We start from the raw sequence: 16,821 nt of genomic DNA on the forward strand, positions 1-16,821 counted from the left end.
TTTTTTTTGACTGCTCAAGTATAATATCATGACTTTTCATGTAATGCAAGTATTTTTTTACATAATTATAAGTGTTGACATAATTAATTATTTTCACATATAATATCGTCAGTTTGACATAACTAACATATGTTAGTTAAGACTAAATAAGGAGATGACTATGAAATACATTTGGATACTATTAGGCTTTATTAGCTTATTTCTTGGTACTATAGGAATTGTTCTTCCTATACTTCCTACTGTGCCTTTTTATATGGCGACAGTATACTGTTTTGCAAAAAGTTCGGAAACGCTTCATAACTGGTTTATGCATACAAAACTCTATAAAAAGCATCTTAATAGCTTTGTTAAAAACAGATCCATGACACTAATGACAAAATGCAAGATTATGGGTATGGTAACAGTTGTCATGTTAATTGGATTTATATGTATGAAAAATGTTCCTATAGGTAGACTATGTATAGTTATTGTATGGATTTTTCATATTTTATATTTCTTTATTCGCATTAAGACTATAAACAAGGAAGATGCAGTTAATGAATAAAGTAGAAAAGAAAAGGCTTAAAGAACAACAGACTATAGAAAAGATGATTCATCTTTATTGTAAAAAGAACCATCATACGAGTAAGCTATGTCCTGAATGTCAGGAATTACTCGATTATGCGAAAGCACGTAGTCGAAGATGTCCATTTATGGAAGAAAAGACATTCTGTGCACACTGTAAGGTGCATTGTTATAAGCCTGAAATGAGAGAAAGAATCAGACAGGTGATGCGTTATAGTGGTCCTAGAATGCTGATCTATGATCCCAAAACAGCCTTATGGCATATGCTATGCACAATAAAAGAAAGGGTATTAAAATGATTAAAACCAGACTTATAAAACTATTGTCTCACTCTAAGAAATATATAGCCTATACAGTCTTCTGGCAATGGATTGCTTTACTTGCACAAGTCACTGCAGTCTTTACTATTGCGGATTTATTAGGATATGTATTAGAAAACACTCTTACTATGAGTCACCTTAAAACTACATTTATATTATTACTTGGAGTCATCGTCATTCGCTATACATGTGAACGTATGAGTGCCCGTACGTCTTATCTAGCAAGTGTTGATGTAAAACGTATATTAAGAGAAAAGATTTATGATAAGATGCTTAAACTTGGTGCTTCTTATAGTGAACACGTCTCTTCATCTGAAATCGTGCAAGTTTCTACAGAAGGGGTAGAACAGTTAGAAACTTATTTTGGAAAGTATCTCCCACAGTTATTTTATAGCTTACTTGCACCTATTACATTATTTATTATTCTATGTCGTGTGAACTTCAAAGCAAGTATTATTCTATTAATCTGTGTTCCTCTTATTCCTATGTCCATTGTCGCTGTACAGAAGTTTGCGAAAAAACTATTAAGCAATTACTGGTCTACCTATACCGGACTCGGTGATTCATTCCTAGAAAACCTACAGGGTTTAACAACTCTTAAAATCTATCAGGCCGATAAAATGAAAGCTGAAGAAATGGATAAAGAATCTGAGAAGTTCCGTAAGATCACGATGAAGGTTCTCACAATGCAGCTTAATTCTATAAGTGTCATGGATATTGTTGCGTATGGTGGAGCAGCAGTCGGTATGATCATTGCCTTATCAGAATATCTTCATGGAGAAATCAATATGCAAGGAACTCTCTGCATCATCCTTCTAGCCAGTGAGTTCTTCCTCCCGTTAAGATTACTCGGTTCATTCTTCCATATCGCCATGAATGGGATGGCAGCCAGTGATAAGATCTTCAAGATTCTTGATTTACCAGAAACAAGTGCAGGAACAGAAGTATTACCTGAAAGTGAATTAAATATCGTATTCAATGATGTGCATTTCTCATATGACGAAGATAGAGATATTTTAAAAGGGATTGATATGACATTACCTCAAGGCACATTTATTTCTCTTGTGGGAGAATCTGGATGTGGTAAGAGTACAATTGCAGGTATTCTTGCAGGGAAGAATAAAGGCTATAGAGGAGATATTACAATCGGTGGCGTTCATCTCAATAATATTAATGAAAAAGATTTAATGAATCATGTTGCTTTAGTAAGACATAATAGTTATTTATTTAAAGGCACAGTTGAAGATAATCTTCGTATGGCTTGTCCTGATGCTACCAAACAGGAATTAGAAGATGCACTTGAAAAAGTCAATCTTTTAGGTTTTCTCAACACTCAGGATGGTATAAACACAAAACTATTAGAAAAAGCATCTAACTTATCTGGTGGTCAGTGTCAAAGACTCGCTATTGCGCGTGCTTTACTTAAGAAGGATACCTCTATTTATATTTTTGATGAAGCCGCTTCTAATATCGATATTGAAAGTGAAGAACTGATCATGAATGTCATTCATGAATTAGCAAAAACAAAAACAGTACTACTTATTTCTCATAGACTGGCCAATGTAGTAAAGAGTGATATGATCTATTTCTTGCAGGATGGATCAATCAAAGAAAGTGGTACACATGAAGAATTGATGAAACAAAATGGTGCCTATCAGCATCTTTATGAAAGCCAGATGGCTTTAGAAAACTATGGAAAGGAAGGAACTCTATAATGAATCAAGCAAAACGTAGGAGTGCTATTCAAATCATGGGTCAGCTGATTGGCTTAGTTAAACCACTTCTTATTTTTATGATATCTGCGATTCTTCTAGGTACAATCGGTTATCTATGTGCCATCTTCCTAACTATTCTTGCTGGACAGGTGCTTGCTCATGGACTCATTCCACAGTTATTCTTTCGAATGAAAAATACTAGACTTGTCTATATGCCTATTCAAACAATCATGACTATTATGATTGTCATCGCTTTATTACGTGGTATTCTTCATTACCTTGAACAGTATTGCAACCATTATATTGCCTTTAGATTATTGGCTATCATTCGTCATAAGGTCTTTGCAGCATTACAGAAGCTCTGCCCTGCAAAATTGGAATCCCGTGATAAAGGAAATCTTATTTCCATCATTACAACAGATATAGAATTACTTGAAGTATTTTATGCACATACTATTTCACCAATTGCGATTGCTTTGTTGACTTCTTTAATCATGGTAGTCTTTATTGGTCATTATCATATTCTTGCAGGATTACTTGCTTTGGTGGCTTATATTGTTGTGGGCGTTGTTATTCCTATTATTAATGGTAAATTAGGAAGCGAAGAAGGAATGGCTTTTCGTACACAGTTCGGTGAATTAAATAGCTTTGTATTAGATTCATTACGTGGATTAGATGAAACCATCCAGTATGGGCAAGGAGAAGAAAGAAAAAAAGAACTTGTTAGACGTTCTCAGGAGCTTGTTGATCAGCAGGAGTATTTAAGCTTTAGAGAAGGTGCACAGCGCTCTATCACAAATATGGTTATCTTACTTGCTTCATTTGGAATGCTTTTCTTAACATTGTCGCTTTATCTAAACCATCAATTAGGTTTTGAGGGTATTATTACATGTACTCTATCAATGATGGGATCTTTTGGACCAGTTGTTGCTTTATCTAGTCTTTCTAATAACCTGAATCAAACTCTCGCAAGTGGTGAACGTGTTCTTTCATTACTTGAAGAAAAGCCTTTAGTTGAGGAAATAGAAGGGGACATGGAAAGCAGCAATGTATTTAAAGGGGCATTAATGGATCATGTCACTTTCTCTTATGAAGATGAGACAATTCTTGATGATTATTCTTTAAAACTTGAATCAGGAAAGATTACAGGTATCCATGGTGTCAGTGGTTCTGGTAAATCTACTTTACTTAAATTACTCATGCGCTTCTGGGATGTCAATCAAGGAGCCATTACAGTAGATGAAGAAGACATCAAGCAGATTCCTACCAAACATCTTCGTGACATGGAAAGTTATGTCACTCAGGAAACGCATCTATTCCATGATTCAATTGCGAATAATATCGCAATCGCAAAACCTGATGCCTCACGCGCTGAGATTATGGAAGCAGCCAAGAAAGCTTCTATTCATGATTTTATTATGACCTTACCAAAAGGATATGATACAGAAGTAGGGGAATTAGGTGATACATTATCAGGTGGAGAAAAACAGAGAATCGGAATTGCTCGTGCTTTCTTACATGATGCACCGATGATTCTTATGGATGAACCAACATCTAACTTAGATTCACTCAATGAAGGTATTATTTTAAAATCATTAAAAGAATCTTCAACACAAAAAACAATCGTACTCGTTTCTCATAGAGTATCTACTATGAATATTGCAGATACTGTTTATGAAATGAAAGATGGAAGAATTTCTTAACAAGAGGGTGCTTAGGCATCCTTTTTTTGATATGATACATATGAGGTGAGAAATATGTTATGCGATTATCATGTACATACTATCTATAGTGATGACTCAGTGTACAAAATGGAAGATGTTATTAAGGATGGCATCAAAAAAGGAATAAATGAATTATGTTTTACTGATCATGTTGATTATGGAATCAAAAGAGATGTAGATGATCCTCTTGGTCCCGTATATCTTAATGGTCAGCCAATTTCTAATGTTGATTATCCTGAATATTATAAGGAATATCTATACTTAAAAGAGAAATATAAAGACCAGATGACTTTAAAGTTTGGATTGGAATTTGGTATTCAAGTACATACCATTCCAAAATATGAAGCTTTGTTTAAACAATATCCTTTTGATTTTATTATTCTTTCCATTCATCAAGTAGATGATCTGGAATTCTGGACAGGAGATTACCAAAAGGGAAGAACAGAAAAAGAATATTATGAAAGATATTATCAGGAGTTATATGATGTCGTGAATCTCTATCATGATTATAGTGTTCTAGGTCACATGGATCTTATTAAACGTTATGATGATCATGATGGTTATGACAGCTTTAATAACCATAAAGAAATGATTACGCAAATTCTTGAGACAGTCATAAAAGATGGCAAAGGAATTGAAATCAACACTTCTTCTGTACGTTATGAGATAGGTGATCTGACACCTTCTAGAGATATCTTAAAGTTATATTTAAAACTAGGTGGTACAATTATTACAATCGGCAGTGATAGTCATCAAGAAGATCATTTAGGTGCTTATATAGAGGATACAAAAAAAGAACTAAAAGAACTCGGCTTTAAACAATATTGTACTTATAATCAAATGGTTCCAGAATTTCATGATTTATAATATTCAAAAAAGATTGAATAAACCATGTGTTTCTTAATTTTGAAGAAAATACAACCCGAATTGCAAGCAGAAACTGGAAATAAGAAGATAAGTTAGTTTTTATAGAAAATAGTATTACCAGTTACATTAAGTTTAGCTAGTTCGTTAAGAAATAGTTCTTCAGAAGAAAGATATCCAAGTATCTTTCTTTTCTTCTGGTTTATTTTATTGTTTATATCAATAGTTGTCTCCTTATCAATTGTATTAATATCAGTTCCTTTCTTAATGAAATATCTTATAAGTCCATTGCAGTTCTCATTTGAGGCTCTGTCACATGAATGATAGGGTCTACCAAAATAGACAGTGGTTCTTTTCTCTTTTGATTTTGGCTTCTGTTCTATATCCTTCCACCTAGAAAACTCACTACCGTTATCAAAGGTGATTGATTTAAAGATATCCTTAAAGCTATCACCATAGAACTTATGAAGCTTGTTTATCTGCATATAGACCTGCTTTGAAGATTTGGCAGAGATAGGAATCATATAATAGAAGCGTGTCTTTCTTTCAATCAGAGTAAGATATGCACCATTCTGTCCATCTCTAGGTCCAGTAACTAGATCACCTTCCCAGTGTCCGAATTCTTCTCTGTCCTTGATATATTCAGGCCTTTCGGTAATGGAAGTGCCTTTCTGTCTTTTTGGAATGTATGACTTCCAGTTCTTCTTTGTCTTTCTTCTGACCATGCGTGGAAGATCAATAGGTTTGATGGATGTTCTTCCCTGGTGGACATAGCTGTAAAATGTTTTAGTAGACACAGTCACCATATTCTTTATAATATCTGGCTGATGAAGCTTTAAATAGTTTATGGTCTCATCAATAGAGGATAATCTATTTGATTTTACTTCCTGTTCGACAAGAGAGATGAACTCTTTTGATTTTTCAAATTTAGAGTTATTTGGAATCTTATGATTCTTGGATCTCTTTTCAAATGCAGCCATGGCAGAAAGTTCATAATGAACCTTGAGATTGTAATCTCTAACAGAGATAGTGGCATCCTTGATGATAGAATATATATTAGAGACAGTAGTACCTACAGTAGAAGCTAACTCTTTAATGAATTGAGTCTTACCAATGTTACGCTTACCAGGATGGGAAGCATTGAACTGAATCAACGAATTGATGATGAATTCATAATGAGAAAAATTAAGGTGTTTATTTTTTGCTTTTTGTGATATATTAATGCTGTTCATAGAAATCTCCTTATAAAGTGTGGTAACTATATAATACGATTTCTATGGACTTTTTTTATACAAAAATTGAAAATAGGGGCCTGCGGCCGCGCGAATTGGGATAAAGGGGCATGCCCCTTTATCCCAATTCCTTAATTCCAGTTTCATTTTACAATTGAGGGAAGAAAATACAAGTATTTTTATGTAAAAAAAGGCTTGCATTGCATCTCTTGGCATGTTATTATACATGAGCAGTCAAGAGAAATGTCTACGTAGCTCAGCTGGATAGAGCACACGCCTTCTAAGCGTGCGGTCATGGGTTCGAATCCCCTCGTGGACGCCATCTAACAACTACCTCGGTTTATCCGAGGTTTTTTTGTATATTTATTTAAAAAGAATTTATTTATATCGCCTTATTATAGGCATTATGAGTGCTATCTTACGAGAAATATTTATCAAAATCCTTTATAATCATAGATGTAGAAAGGAATTGGTGATGAATATGTTAAAAAATGAACACTCTTTATATCGTTTGATGAATATTTATATGAATGATTCCCTTGCTGGAATTCGTTTCTTTTATAATATTAAGTGGCCAGAAGGCTATCATTGTGAGGAATGTGGCAGTTCTCATTATATATATGATCAGGAAAACAGATGCTTCATATGTGCAAAATGTGGTCATAAAGAAGATCTACTCGCACATACTGTTTTTTCTGAATGTCTCGATAATCCAAATTCACTTATATTAGGATTATATTTATGTTTGACAAGTAAACGCAGAGTAAGTCAAAAGGAACTCGCTCAGTTGGTATCTATTCCGGTTAAGAGTGCTGCCATTTTGATTAAAAACACTGAAATGCTAGATGAATGTAATATCAGAGAAGATATTATTAAAAAGATGTTTGAGAATAATGAAAGTCCCTTATTAAAAAATGTATCTTATACTAAAAACAATCAGTCAAATCGTGCTATAATACCTACGAAAGCAGGGTGATTAGTATGACAGAAACAACTGGTTCAATCATTAATATAGTAAATACAGGTCAAACAATTACATTAACAGTAAGATATGTGGTCAATCATCATGTATATGCCCTTAAAGAAGAAGCTGTTTTAAAACCAGCAAAACAATTACTTTTGTTTAAGTCAAAAAGAAAAGTACCTGTATTAGGTACTTTAAGAGTAGGGCAGGAAGTCGCTGTCTATTATGATGAAAAACATCCAAGTGCTGCTTATCTAAAAGATAACATCAAATAGAGCGTTTATAAGCCTCTAAAAAGATGATAAAGGACAAAAAGGCAAGCCATTCAAAAAGACCTGTAATATCTGCAAGAAAGCATAGTACAGACGTTAACATGATACATAATGACATCAACAGCTGTAATAATTTATAAGCTAAGTATGTATTGGTTTGATGTAAGTCATAGAGAATCATTGCGAGAGTGATGACTATAAATATGATTCCAACAAAACCAGCATAAGTGTGACATTCTGAAAAGAAATCATGACTTGACCTTTTAAAGGGCATAAATAAGCTGATTATGAGACATATCCCTGATATATGGACAAGTGCTTTGCGTTTGGTTATCTTATAGAGCTGATACCAGTAATATATCAAAAACATAAAAAAGATGCACTGCATTGGATAATGATATTGTGCCATGCTCATGACACCCGATAGATTATTGCGTATTGGACTGAGTCTTGTCGCAAAATAGGCAAGTATTGTAAGAAAAATGATGTGTACCATAAAAACCTCCTGCTTCATTATAACGGCTTCTATTTGAGAAGAGTAGAAAGATATGCTAAAATATATTAAATGTGATAGGTTGAACATATTGAAAGGAGTATTATGAAACACAATAATGTTAAAATCATGCCTCTAGGTGGTCAGGCCGAAGTAGGCAAGAGTATGTACAGTATAGAAGTTAATGGAAAGATCTTCATCATTGATGCTGGTTATCGTTTCCCAGATTTGGATAAACTTGGTGTTGATATTATCATTCCAAGTTTTGATTATTTAATTGAAAGAAAGAAGGATATTGTTGCTATTATTATTACACATGCACATAATGATGTAATGGCTGCACTTCCTTACTTATTGAATGCAGTTCAGGGTGTTCCTGTCTATGCACCTAGTTTAACAGCCGATTTAATTGAAATGATGATTGATCATTATCAGAGACATCAGAAAAAGAATCTTCATATGGAATTGATTCGTGTAAGACGTGATGATTCTATTAAGATTGCAGGTATTCCAGTAGAATTCTTCCCTGAAACACATTCTATTCCAGGAAGTGTTGGTGTTGCTATCTGGACACCTGATGGATATGTTGTTTATGGTGGAGAATTTATTATTGATTTTGGTTCTCCTGAAGGATTTAGATGTAATATCCAAAAGATGATGGAAATTGGTAAGAAAGGCGTTCTTGCCTTAATGGTTGAATCTTCAGGAGCAAGCAATCCTGGTTATACTTCACCAAATCATAAACTTACAAATAAGATTGAATCTATGTTTGAAGATGCATCTGGTAGAATTATTATTTCTTCTTATGCCCAGAATGTCTTTAGAACAAAAGAAATTGTCGAACTCACTAAAAAGTATCATCGTCAGATTGTCTTCTATGGACGTGATAAATATGACCAGACAAATAGTATTATTCGTCTAGAAAGAACGACACATAAGCCTGTTATTACTGTTCCAAGTAAATATCTTGGCAAGAAAGAAAATGTTGGTATTCCCGCTAAGGATTCAAGTTATGTTATCCTTTTGAGTGGTGCACCTAATACTATTTATAGTGATATTTGTGATATTCTTGATGGTGGCGATGAATTATTAAAGATCAGAGAAGGCGATACGTTTATTGTTGCTTCTCCAGTACTACCTGGTACTGAAAAGATTGCGAATAAAGCTCAGAATGATTTATTCAGAACACCAGCAGATGTTCATATTCTTAAGAATAAACAATTACCTTCAATGCATGCATCTATTGAAGACATTAAAGTATTTATTCAGCTATTTAACCCTAAATACTATGTACCAATTAAAGGTGAATACCGTCGTTTTGTAGCCAATGCACATATCGCAAATGAAATGGGTATTGATAATGATCATATTGTGATTTTAGATAATGGTGAAAAGTGTACTTTCAAAAATGGACAACTTGAAGAAGGCAGAGAAGTTATTGAAATCGAAGATGTCATGATTGATGGTATCGGCGTTGGAGATGTGGGTGAAAAGGTTATTGATGACCGTATTCAGTTATCTAATGATGGTATTGTTGTTGTAGGTGTCACTATTGATGCACGCACAAAAGAAATTATTGCCCAGACAGACTGTCAGACTCGAGGATTTGTTTATTTAAAAGATTCTGGTTATGTCATCAAAGAAATCATTAACATCTGTGAAGGCGTTGTCTCTAAGTTAAAAGATGATCCCCAGGTGGATGTTCAGGATATACGTAATGAGATGAAAGAACTATCTATGCGTTATATTATGAAAGAAACAGGGAAAAAACCTGTATTTATTGGTGTTGTAGTAGAAATCTAAGCAGGATTTATTCCTGCTTTTTACAACTATGGAAGGGAGTGAAAATATGGCTGAAAAGAAAACAAAAAAGCCTAAAAAAGCACCTGTATCAAAACAGCCGAAAAAAGAAGAAAATAAATCTAACAAGATAAAAACAAGATTAATTGCTTTGTTTTTATTATTTATATTCTTTATAAGCATATGTCAATTAGGAATCGTAGGTAGATTTTTCCATACACTTATGGTTTATATTTTTGGTAGTATGATGATTTATCCAATTCTTATCATACTTTCTATTATATCTGCTTATTTTGTTGTTAAGGGTGAGTCTCCTAAATGGAAGGGACCTCAGACAGTAGGACTGATTATGATGATTATTGGTATACTGCTTATTTGTACATATGTGGGTAATATGCATTCAACAGGTAGTATGAATAATTATATAAAGCATGATGGTGTGACAAGCGGAGGTCTTATCGGATCATTATTATATGCTCCTTTAAGTGCTTTATTTTCTCCTATTGGAACTCTTATTTTTGGTATTATTTTGCTGCTAGCTGGTCTTGTATTATTCTCTAGTAAGTATATTCATCAATACAAAATAAAGCAGAATGAACAGGAAGCACAAAATGCAGTAGAAGTGTTTGAAAATAAGAAAGAGAAAACTAAAGTCAAAGATTTCTTTGCCCCTAAACAGAAAGAAAAAGGATTCTTCCCAGATAAAGTATTTGAAGAGAAAGAACCTTTAAAGGAACCGGATATTGACCTCACTTTCAATCAAAAGAGCATGCGTCTTGATATTGAAAAGAAGAGACCTAAAAAGATGGAATACAAAGACGGTGTTTATCAGCTTCCTTCATTTGATTTACTGAATCCTATTCGTAATACCGGCAATTTATCAGAAGAAGCCAAACATGCAAAAAGTACAGGCAAGATTCTTGAAAACATGTTTGAAGAATTCGGTGTCAATGCGAATGTAGTACATCTCTATATTGGACCCACTGTTACTAAATTTGAAATCAAGTTAGAAGCAGGAACACGAGTTAATCGAATATTACAGTTACAAGATGACATTCAGCTTGCTTTAGCTGCAAAAGAAATTAGAATTGAAGCACCTATTCCAGGCAAGCCTTATGTAGGTATCGAAGTACCTAATAAAACAGCAGCTATGGTTCCATTTAATGAAGTCTATCAGCTTTCTATGCGTGATCATACATGGGGTAATAAGTTAGCTGTTCCACTTGGTAAAGATGTATCTGGTAACTTGATTGTTGCAGAGCTCAATAAGATGCCTCATTTACTTATTGCAGGAGCGACTGGTTCAGGTAAATCAGTCTGTGTGAATTCTATTATTACTTCTATTCTTATGAAAGCAACACCAGATGAAGTAAGACTCATTCTTGTTGACCCTAAAAAGGTTGAATTATCTAACTATAATGGCGTACCTCATTTATTATCTCCTGTTGTCACTGATCCTAAAAAAGCAGCTGGAGTATTACAGCAGGTTGTTGCAGAAATGGAAAGACGTTATGAAGTGTTCGCAGATAATGGACAGCGTAATATGGAATCTTATAATGTCTATGCAAAGAAGTTTAATGAAAAAGCCAAAGAAGAAGATAAAAAAGAAATCATGCCTTATCATGTTGTCATCCTAGATGAAGTAGCTGATTTAATGATGGTCGCTTCTAAAACAGTAGAAGACTGTATTATGCGTATTTCACAGATGGCACGTGCGGCAGGTATTCATCTTATTGTCGCAACACAAAGACCATCTACTGATATTATTACTGGTGTTATCAAAGCGAATATTCCATCACGTATTGCTTTTGCAGTGTCTTCAAGTGTTGACTCACGTACAATATTAGATGCCACAGGAGCTGAAAAACTGCTTGGAAAAGGGGATATGCTCTTTAGTCCAATGGGTTCTAGCTCACCAGTACGTGTACAGGGTGCTTTTGTGGCAGATGAAGAAGTGAGTCGTGTTGTAGAGTTTGTTTCTAAACAGATGGATGCAAACTATGATGATAATTATGTCAATGCGAAAGAAGTATCAAATGGCAGCTCTTCAGTCAATGATTCTTTAAATGATACAGAAGAAGAATATGAAGAATGCCGTGAATTTGTCATTAAAGAACAACGTGCAAGTACTTCTTTATTACAAAGAAGGTTCAGAATTGGCTATAATAAAGCAGCTCGTATCATGGATCAGTTAGAACAAAATGGTGTTATTGGTCCACAGATAGGTTCTAAACCAAGGGAAGTTTATATTCGAGGTTATAGCGAAGAAGATATTTAGGATATCTTCTTTTTTTGATTAATTAAGCGGTAACACTTTATAAAGTAGCATTAAAGTGTTAAAATAATTATATATCAAAAGGAGGAATTGAATAATATGAAAAAGCTTATGGCATCTGCTGTAGTACTTTCAATGGTACTCGTTGGCTGCGGTTCAGGTAAAGATTCTAAAAAACCAGAAATCGCTTTAGTCACTGACTCTGGAGGAATTAACGATAAGTCGTTCAACCAGTCAGCTTGGGAAGCGGTAAAAGAGTATGGAACTAAGAATGATAAAGGTTATAAATATTATAAACCTGCTTCATTCGATACTGCTGGTTATAAGGATCAGATCAAGAACGCTGTTGACAATGGTGCAAAAGTCGTTGTTTTACCAGGATTCAAATTCGCTGCTGCATTAGGAACTATTCAGAATGAAGCAAAATATAAGAACGTTAAGTTCATTGCGATTGACTTCACACCTACTGATGAAAAAGACAATCCTGTTGACATTGCGAAAAATGTTTACTGTGCAACTTATAAGGAACAGCAGCCAGGTTATTTAGCTGGCTATGCTGCTGTAAAAGATGGCTACACAAAGATTGGTTTCATGGGTGGTATGGCACTTCCTGCAGTAATTAACTATGGTTATGGTTTCTTACAGGGTGCTAACGCTGCTGCAAAGGAAATGAAGGTAAACGTTAGTGCAAAGTATACTTACGTTAATAACTTCAATGAATCTCCAGAAATCAAAACTAAAGCTACTGGATGGTATAATAGCGGAACTGAAGTTATCTTCTCTTGTGGTGGTCAGATTTGTAACTCTGTCTTCGCAGCTGCAGAAGATACTAACAAGAAGTCTATTGGTGTAGATAGTGACCAGAAAGATGATTCTAAGACTGTTATCACTTCAGCTATGAAGGGTGTTAAACAGACTGTATTTGATGAAATCACTAATGCTTACAACAATAAGTTTGAAGGTGGCGCTCATTTATTAGGTGCAGAAGATAACTATATTGGACTTTCATCTGATTTCTCAAGATTAAAGAAATTCAAGAAAGCTGATTACGATAAAGTATTCAAAGAAGTAAAAGATGAAAAGATAAAAATCCTAACTAATGCGGATGTAGATCCAAATGCAAAAGGTGATCCAAATACAAAAGTATTAAAGGATACTTTAACTAACGTAACAGTATCTTACGAAAATTAAATAAAACCTATAAAAGTGGCTTCGGCCACTTTTTTTATGTGCGTTTACACTGATTTAGAGGTGGAATAAAAATTCCTATGATCTTCTTGGTTTATCAGCAGATGAAAGTGACAGTATTGCTCAAAAGCATAAGCTTCCTATATTGTTAAAAACAATAGACTTTAAGAACGAAAAAGAAGCAGTCTATAAAAAAATAGAAACTGCGTGTATAATTGCAAGTAATGGAGATGTTTATAAATGTTTTGGAACAAATAATAGAGTATTCCCTGATATTGATTTAGGAGAAAGACTTTATGGTGTTATAGCGTCACATAATCATCCTATTGATGAAACGGCTTCTTCCTTTAGTAGTGCAGATAGATATATGTTTTCTCACTTTAATCTAATTTCATTAAGGGGATGCGATGAAACTTATGTATATAAACTATCTAAAAAAATTTAACTAGTGATGAAGTGCTAGAAAATTGGATAATATATGACAATTATTTGCAGTGTTCCAATATTTATAAATCTCAGGAAATGAAAGTGAGTTATAGGAGATGGAAAAATGAAAACAAATGAAGAAAAAATGAATGAAGAATTGACAGAATTGTTTATGAATTATGAAAAAGAAAGAAAAAGAATTGAAAATGAAATAAAAGATAAAGGTCTTTGGGAAACGTTTGGATTAGATGCAAATGAACATTTTTTTAAATCTCTAAAAAAGAAGTTCAAAAAAAAGAAAAAGCAATTAGATCAAAATATGGAAAATTGTAGTTTTTAAAAATAAATATCCAGGAGGTGGTGTCAATTGATTGTGACACCTTTTTAATTACACAAAAGTAGGAGGTTAAAGGCACATGTCTAAGAAGATAGGCAGACCCACTTATTTTTAGGACTAACTTTAAATAAAGGGGGATAAATAGATGGAATTATTTGGGAATTTCTATGCATTTTAAAAGGCCATTGTAAAAACTGTTCATTAAATTATGATAAAATTATTTGAATACCCACAAACCACAGGTTAGTGAAAATTAAATTTCATAAGCACCGATTAAACGGCGTTCATGAAGTTGAACCAGACACATGAATTTCCCACCTGTTCTATAATTAGTTTAGAAATCAGATGGAGGTATAATCATATGTCAAACAAAGTATTAAAGCCTAAGAAAGCTTCTCTTTATCAGTTCACTCAGAAATATTCCAACAATATTGATAACTGCATTGAATTCTTCAAATCCATGAAATGGCCTGACGGCTTTTCATGTGACCGTTGTGGCTGTCATAAGTATTACCTAGTCAAGCGTGTAGGAAAGACCAAGACTTCATATGTTCTTGAATGCAGCTCATGCCATAAGCAGCATTCACTGCTTTCAGGCACTATTTTTCAGAGTTGCAAGCTTGATCTATACAAGCTTCTGTTAGGTATCTTCCTTTTCTTCAATAAAAATAAAGGAATCAGTGCAGTAGAGTTATGTTCAATACTAGACGTCAACTATAAGACTGCACTTCTTCTTGAAAGCAAGTGTAGAATTCTTATGTCACTAAGCAATTCAGACAAGCTGCTCAACAGCCTTTTCTATGAGGCAGATGTCTTTAATATTGGCGCAAAATCCAAGAATAAAGCGGGTCGTGCAAGTGAACAGCAACCTGTTTTGGGCATTCTATCTACAGATAAAGAGAATAACTATCCCCGGTTTATTAAGTTAAGACTCATCAATGATTATACTGGTCTATCACTTAAGAAAAACATAGAACAGTGCTGTGTATTATCACATGCTGCATTGCTTAATACTGATGGCGAGAAAGGCTTTAATACATTAGGCACAGAAATACAGGTAAAGAACGAGAAAATCAGCTATGAAGAAAAGAATCATAGACTACTCTGGTTAAATATAATAATTGGTAATATTAAAAATAATATTACTGGGATATATCATGGAATAACTAAAAGAGAGATGCCTTTATTCCTGAATGAACAGGAGTATAGATTTAACCACAGAAATATGGGAAAGACTGTTATGGATAAAATCAAGAAATACCTACAGAAATCATTTCCTATCAGTCATAGACTGATAGTATATATCCTGAATATTTCTGCTCCACATTTCTCTTAAATCGTCACCTGTTGATTATGGGTATTCAAATAAAATTATAAAAAGTCCTAAATCAGGCAATAAAGACAGATTGCTTATATTAAGAGTGGATTATGGCGAAGATAAATCAAAAGTATTATTAAATGATGAACCAGCAGAAGTTCTTTTGACTGTATATCATAATGAAGATGGAAGTTTTACAGTTGTAGAAGGCAAGAATGCAAAGAAGTATCTATACGATAGTTAAAGAATAATATAATTAATTAACGAAGTATAACTTATAAAAGTGCTATGACTATTTTCTACATATACAACAAAAACTAAACAAGGACCAGGTTTAAAAACACACTGGTCCTTGTTTCAATATAATTTTTCTTTTTACTAGTTTTGATTTTGTTTAGCTAAAAGATACATACCACTAAGCATTATTAATATTCCTATTAACCAATATTTTTTATATACAGTTAATGCAATTCCTGCAAACATTAATAATATTGTCATTTGTTGTTTCATACATTTTCTATGTCATCTAGAAAAAATTAAAGTTACATCTATGTAAGCAGAGATTATTTAATCATAGGTGATAAATAGTAAGTAACTCTTTATCTAGATTACTTCCTTTCTCATTACTCAATGAATATATTATATCATTGGTATTTATAAATGAAAATATTTTATAAAGTGCCCCATATTCGGCGCTCTGAAAAGCAAATTCAATGCATAGTATTTCATTTGGTTTTATAATTATATTAGTAACTGGAGGAGATGATCATATATAAACATTTACAAAGAAGTGATAAAAGTATGTCCATAAAGCGCAAGCGTATAGAAATGCTTACAATAAAAGAAAGGGGTTGAAAATATGACCGGACCTTGTTTTAGATTCCTTTGGCAGGAGCCAGAGTACTCTACTGTTGATGAAAATTTAGTTTTCCATTTAAAGGATGATGCTCCTGAAATTGCCAAAAAAACTATAAAGAGTATCAAAGATACTATTCAAAAGAAATGGAAGAAAAACATGCTGAATTTTTCAGAAAAATTGAAGAAGAAATTGATTATGGAGACGATGATTGAGTCATACTTACAAAGTAAAAGAAAGAAAATGATTAACTATGCGTAAAATAATTGATGAATGACAAATCCATCAATATATTGTGTTAGTTCTAGATAAAGATATTTGGGGCATGCATCCATACAATTATTTTTGGATAAATGGACGAAAATATAAATCAGTTTATGTACATAATATGCCAAACTGTATTGCGATAGAAGGCGAGCTTAAAGATACTTTCATCGGTCAATATGTAAAATTTGTTTTATAAAATATTTAAG

The 16,821-nt window shown here is 33.4% G+C and carries 17 protein-coding genes and 1 tRNA gene; 16 read left to right on the forward strand and 2 right to left on the reverse strand.

Going from position 1 to position 16,821, the window contains the following annotated elements:
- The first annotated feature begins 160 nt into the window (after positions 1-160).
- Genes NQ499_RS07045 through NQ499_RS07065 form a run of 5 tightly spaced genes read left to right on the forward strand, consistent with a single transcriptional unit; the run spans position 161 to position 5,190 of the window.
- Positions 161-544, forward strand: coding sequence for a YbaN family protein (locus NQ499_RS07045; protein WP_202898366.1), 384 nt, complete (start codon positions 161-163; stop codon positions 542-544).
- On the forward strand, positions 528-863 hold the full coding sequence (locus NQ499_RS07050; RefSeq protein WP_006504790.1) for a nitrous oxide-stimulated promoter family protein: 336 nt from the start codon (positions 528-530) through the stop codon (positions 861-863). The genes NQ499_RS07045 and NQ499_RS07050 overlap by 17 nt, the downstream gene beginning before the upstream one ends.
- Positions 860-2,599, forward strand: a complete 1,740-nt coding sequence (locus NQ499_RS07055; RefSeq protein ID WP_040389636.1) for an ABC transporter ATP-binding protein/permease — start codon at positions 860-862, stop codon at positions 2,597-2,599. The genes NQ499_RS07050 and NQ499_RS07055 overlap by 4 nt, the downstream gene beginning before the upstream one ends.
- Entirely contained in the window at positions 2,599-4,302 is a 1,704-nt protein-coding gene (locus NQ499_RS07060; RefSeq protein ID WP_006504788.1) for an amino acid ABC transporter ATP-binding/permease protein, read from the forward strand. The genes NQ499_RS07055 and NQ499_RS07060 overlap by 1 nt, the downstream gene beginning before the upstream one ends.
- A gap of 54 nt (positions 4,303-4,356) precedes the next feature.
- Positions 4,357-5,190 carry a histidinol-phosphatase HisJ family protein gene (locus tag NQ499_RS07065; protein ID WP_040389635.1) on the forward strand — a complete coding sequence of 278 codons (834 nt, stop codon included), beginning with the start codon at positions 4,357-4,359 and terminating at the stop codon, positions 5,188-5,190.
- A gap of 92 nt (positions 5,191-5,282) precedes the next feature.
- Here NQ499_RS07065 and NQ499_RS07070 read toward each other — a convergent pair whose 3' ends face one another.
- A complete protein-coding gene (locus tag NQ499_RS07070) occupies positions 5,283-6,419 on the reverse strand; it encodes an IS30 family transposase (RefSeq protein WP_215657699.1) in 1,137 nt (378 codons plus the stop codon).
- Between the two features lie 245 nt (positions 6,420-6,664).
- Between NQ499_RS07070 and NQ499_RS07075 the strand changes: the two genes are divergently transcribed.
- The 3 genes from NQ499_RS07075 to NQ499_RS07085 all read left to right on the forward strand — a co-directional run bounded on the left by NQ499_RS07075 (position 6,665) and on the right by NQ499_RS07085 (position 7,658).
- Positions 6,665-6,741 (forward strand) — tRNA-Arg (locus NQ499_RS07075).
- A 159-nt stretch (positions 6,742-6,900) separates the two neighbouring features.
- Positions 6,901-7,395: a hypothetical protein gene (locus tag NQ499_RS07080; RefSeq protein WP_040389766.1), complete on the forward strand. Its 495-nt coding sequence runs from the start codon at positions 6,901-6,903 to the stop codon at positions 7,393-7,395.
- Between the two features lie 5 nt (positions 7,396-7,400).
- Entirely contained in the window at positions 7,401-7,658 is a 258-nt protein-coding gene (locus NQ499_RS07085; RefSeq protein WP_006505269.1) for a hypothetical protein, read from the forward strand.
- On the opposite strand, the gene NQ499_RS07090 is transcribed toward NQ499_RS07085, so the two are convergent.
- A complete protein-coding gene (locus NQ499_RS07090; protein ID WP_040389767.1) occupies positions 7,651-8,151 on the reverse strand; it encodes a hypothetical protein in 501 nt (166 codons plus the stop codon). The two genes, NQ499_RS07085 and NQ499_RS07090, sit on opposite strands and share 8 nt — an antisense overlap.
- Before the next feature lie 102 nt (positions 8,152-8,253).
- Between NQ499_RS07090 and NQ499_RS07095 the strand changes: the two genes are divergently transcribed.
- The 8 genes from NQ499_RS07095 (at position 8,254) to NQ499_RS07130 (ending at position 16,609) form a co-directional block, all read left to right on the forward strand.
- The gene (locus tag NQ499_RS07095; protein WP_006505271.1) at positions 8,254-9,951 is read left to right on the forward strand and encodes a ribonuclease J; all 1,698 of its coding nucleotides are present in this window, start codon (positions 8,254-8,256) and stop codon (positions 9,949-9,951) included.
- 46 nt (positions 9,952-9,997) lie between these two features.
- Positions 9,998-12,226 (forward strand): FtsK/SpoIIIE family DNA translocase, encoded by a 2,229-nt coding sequence (locus NQ499_RS07100; protein ID WP_040389768.1) that lies wholly within the window; start codon positions 9,998-10,000, stop codon positions 12,224-12,226.
- Positions 12,227-12,322: 96 nt separating this feature from the next.
- Entirely contained in the window at positions 12,323-13,414 is a 1,092-nt protein-coding gene (locus NQ499_RS07105) for a BMP family lipoprotein (protein WP_006505273.1), read from the forward strand.
- Positions 13,415-13,556: 142 nt separating this feature from the next.
- Positions 13,557-13,856, forward strand: a complete 300-nt coding sequence (locus tag NQ499_RS07110; protein ID WP_006505274.1) for a hypothetical protein — start codon at positions 13,557-13,559, stop codon at positions 13,854-13,856.
- A 105-nt stretch (positions 13,857-13,961) separates the two neighbouring features.
- Entirely contained in the window at positions 13,962-14,177 is a 216-nt protein-coding gene (locus tag NQ499_RS07115; protein ID WP_006505275.1) for a hypothetical protein, read from the forward strand.
- Between the two features lie 358 nt (positions 14,178-14,535).
- Complete coding sequence (locus tag NQ499_RS07120; RefSeq protein ID WP_259848465.1) at positions 14,536-15,510, forward strand: IS1595 family transposase; 975 nt, start codon at positions 14,536-14,538, stop codon at positions 15,508-15,510.
- Between the two features lie 70 nt (positions 15,511-15,580).
- Complete coding sequence (locus NQ499_RS07125; RefSeq protein ID WP_259848466.1) at positions 15,581-15,736, forward strand: hypothetical protein; 156 nt, start codon at positions 15,581-15,583, stop codon at positions 15,734-15,736.
- 615 nt (positions 15,737-16,351) lie between these two features.
- Positions 16,352-16,609 (forward strand): hypothetical protein, encoded by a 258-nt coding sequence (locus tag NQ499_RS07130; RefSeq protein ID WP_006506621.1) that lies wholly within the window; start codon positions 16,352-16,354, stop codon positions 16,607-16,609.
- Positions 16,610-16,821 lie beyond the last annotated feature (212 nt).

This window comes from Catenibacterium mitsuokai (assembly GCF_025148785.1).
Taxonomy (GTDB): domain Bacteria; phylum Bacillota_I; class Bacilli_A; order Erysipelotrichales; family Coprobacillaceae; genus Catenibacterium; species Catenibacterium mitsuoka.

Bases quoted from the DNA above. Each gene is read 5' to 3' on its own strand.
- NQ499_RS07100 (WP_040389768.1), top strand. From the start codon at position 9,998: ATGGCTGAAAAGAAAACAAAAAAGCCTAAAAAAGCACCTGTATCAAAA.
- NQ499_RS07115 (WP_006505275.1), top strand. From the start codon at position 13,962: ATGAAAACAAATGAAGAAAAAATGAATGAAGAATTGACAGAATTGTTT.
- NQ499_RS07090 (WP_040389767.1), bottom strand. From the start codon at position 8,151: ATGGTACACATCATTTTTCTTACAATACTTGCCTATTTTGCGACAAGA.
- NQ499_RS07130 (WP_006506621.1), top strand. From the start codon at position 16,352: ATGACCGGACCTTGTTTTAGATTCCTTTGGCAGGAGCCAGAGTACTCT.
- NQ499_RS07085 (WP_006505269.1), top strand. From the start codon at position 7,401: ATGACAGAAACAACTGGTTCAATCATTAATATAGTAAATACAGGTCAA.
- NQ499_RS07095 (WP_006505271.1), top strand. From the start codon at position 8,254: ATGAAACACAATAATGTTAAAATCATGCCTCTAGGTGGTCAGGCCGAA.
- NQ499_RS07120 (WP_259848465.1), top strand. From the start codon at position 14,536: ATGTCAAACAAAGTATTAAAGCCTAAGAAAGCTTCTCTTTATCAGTTC.
- NQ499_RS07080 (WP_040389766.1), top strand. From the start codon at position 6,901: ATGTTAAAAAATGAACACTCTTTATATCGTTTGATGAATATTTATATG.
- NQ499_RS07070 (WP_215657699.1), bottom strand. From the start codon at position 6,419: ATGAACAGCATTAATATATCACAAAAAGCAAAAAATAAACACCTTAAT.
- NQ499_RS07045 (WP_202898366.1), top strand. From the start codon at position 161: ATGAAATACATTTGGATACTATTAGGCTTTATTAGCTTATTTCTTGGT.
- NQ499_RS07055 (WP_040389636.1), top strand. From the start codon at position 860: ATGATTAAAACCAGACTTATAAAACTATTGTCTCACTCTAAGAAATAT.
- NQ499_RS07105 (WP_006505273.1), top strand. From the start codon at position 12,323: ATGAAAAAGCTTATGGCATCTGCTGTAGTACTTTCAATGGTACTCGTT.
- NQ499_RS07065 (WP_040389635.1), top strand. From the start codon at position 4,357: ATGTTATGCGATTATCATGTACATACTATCTATAGTGATGACTCAGTG.
- NQ499_RS07060 (WP_006504788.1), top strand. From the start codon at position 2,599: ATGAATCAAGCAAAACGTAGGAGTGCTATTCAAATCATGGGTCAGCTG.
- NQ499_RS07050 (WP_006504790.1), top strand. From the start codon at position 528: ATGCAGTTAATGAATAAAGTAGAAAAGAAAAGGCTTAAAGAACAACAG.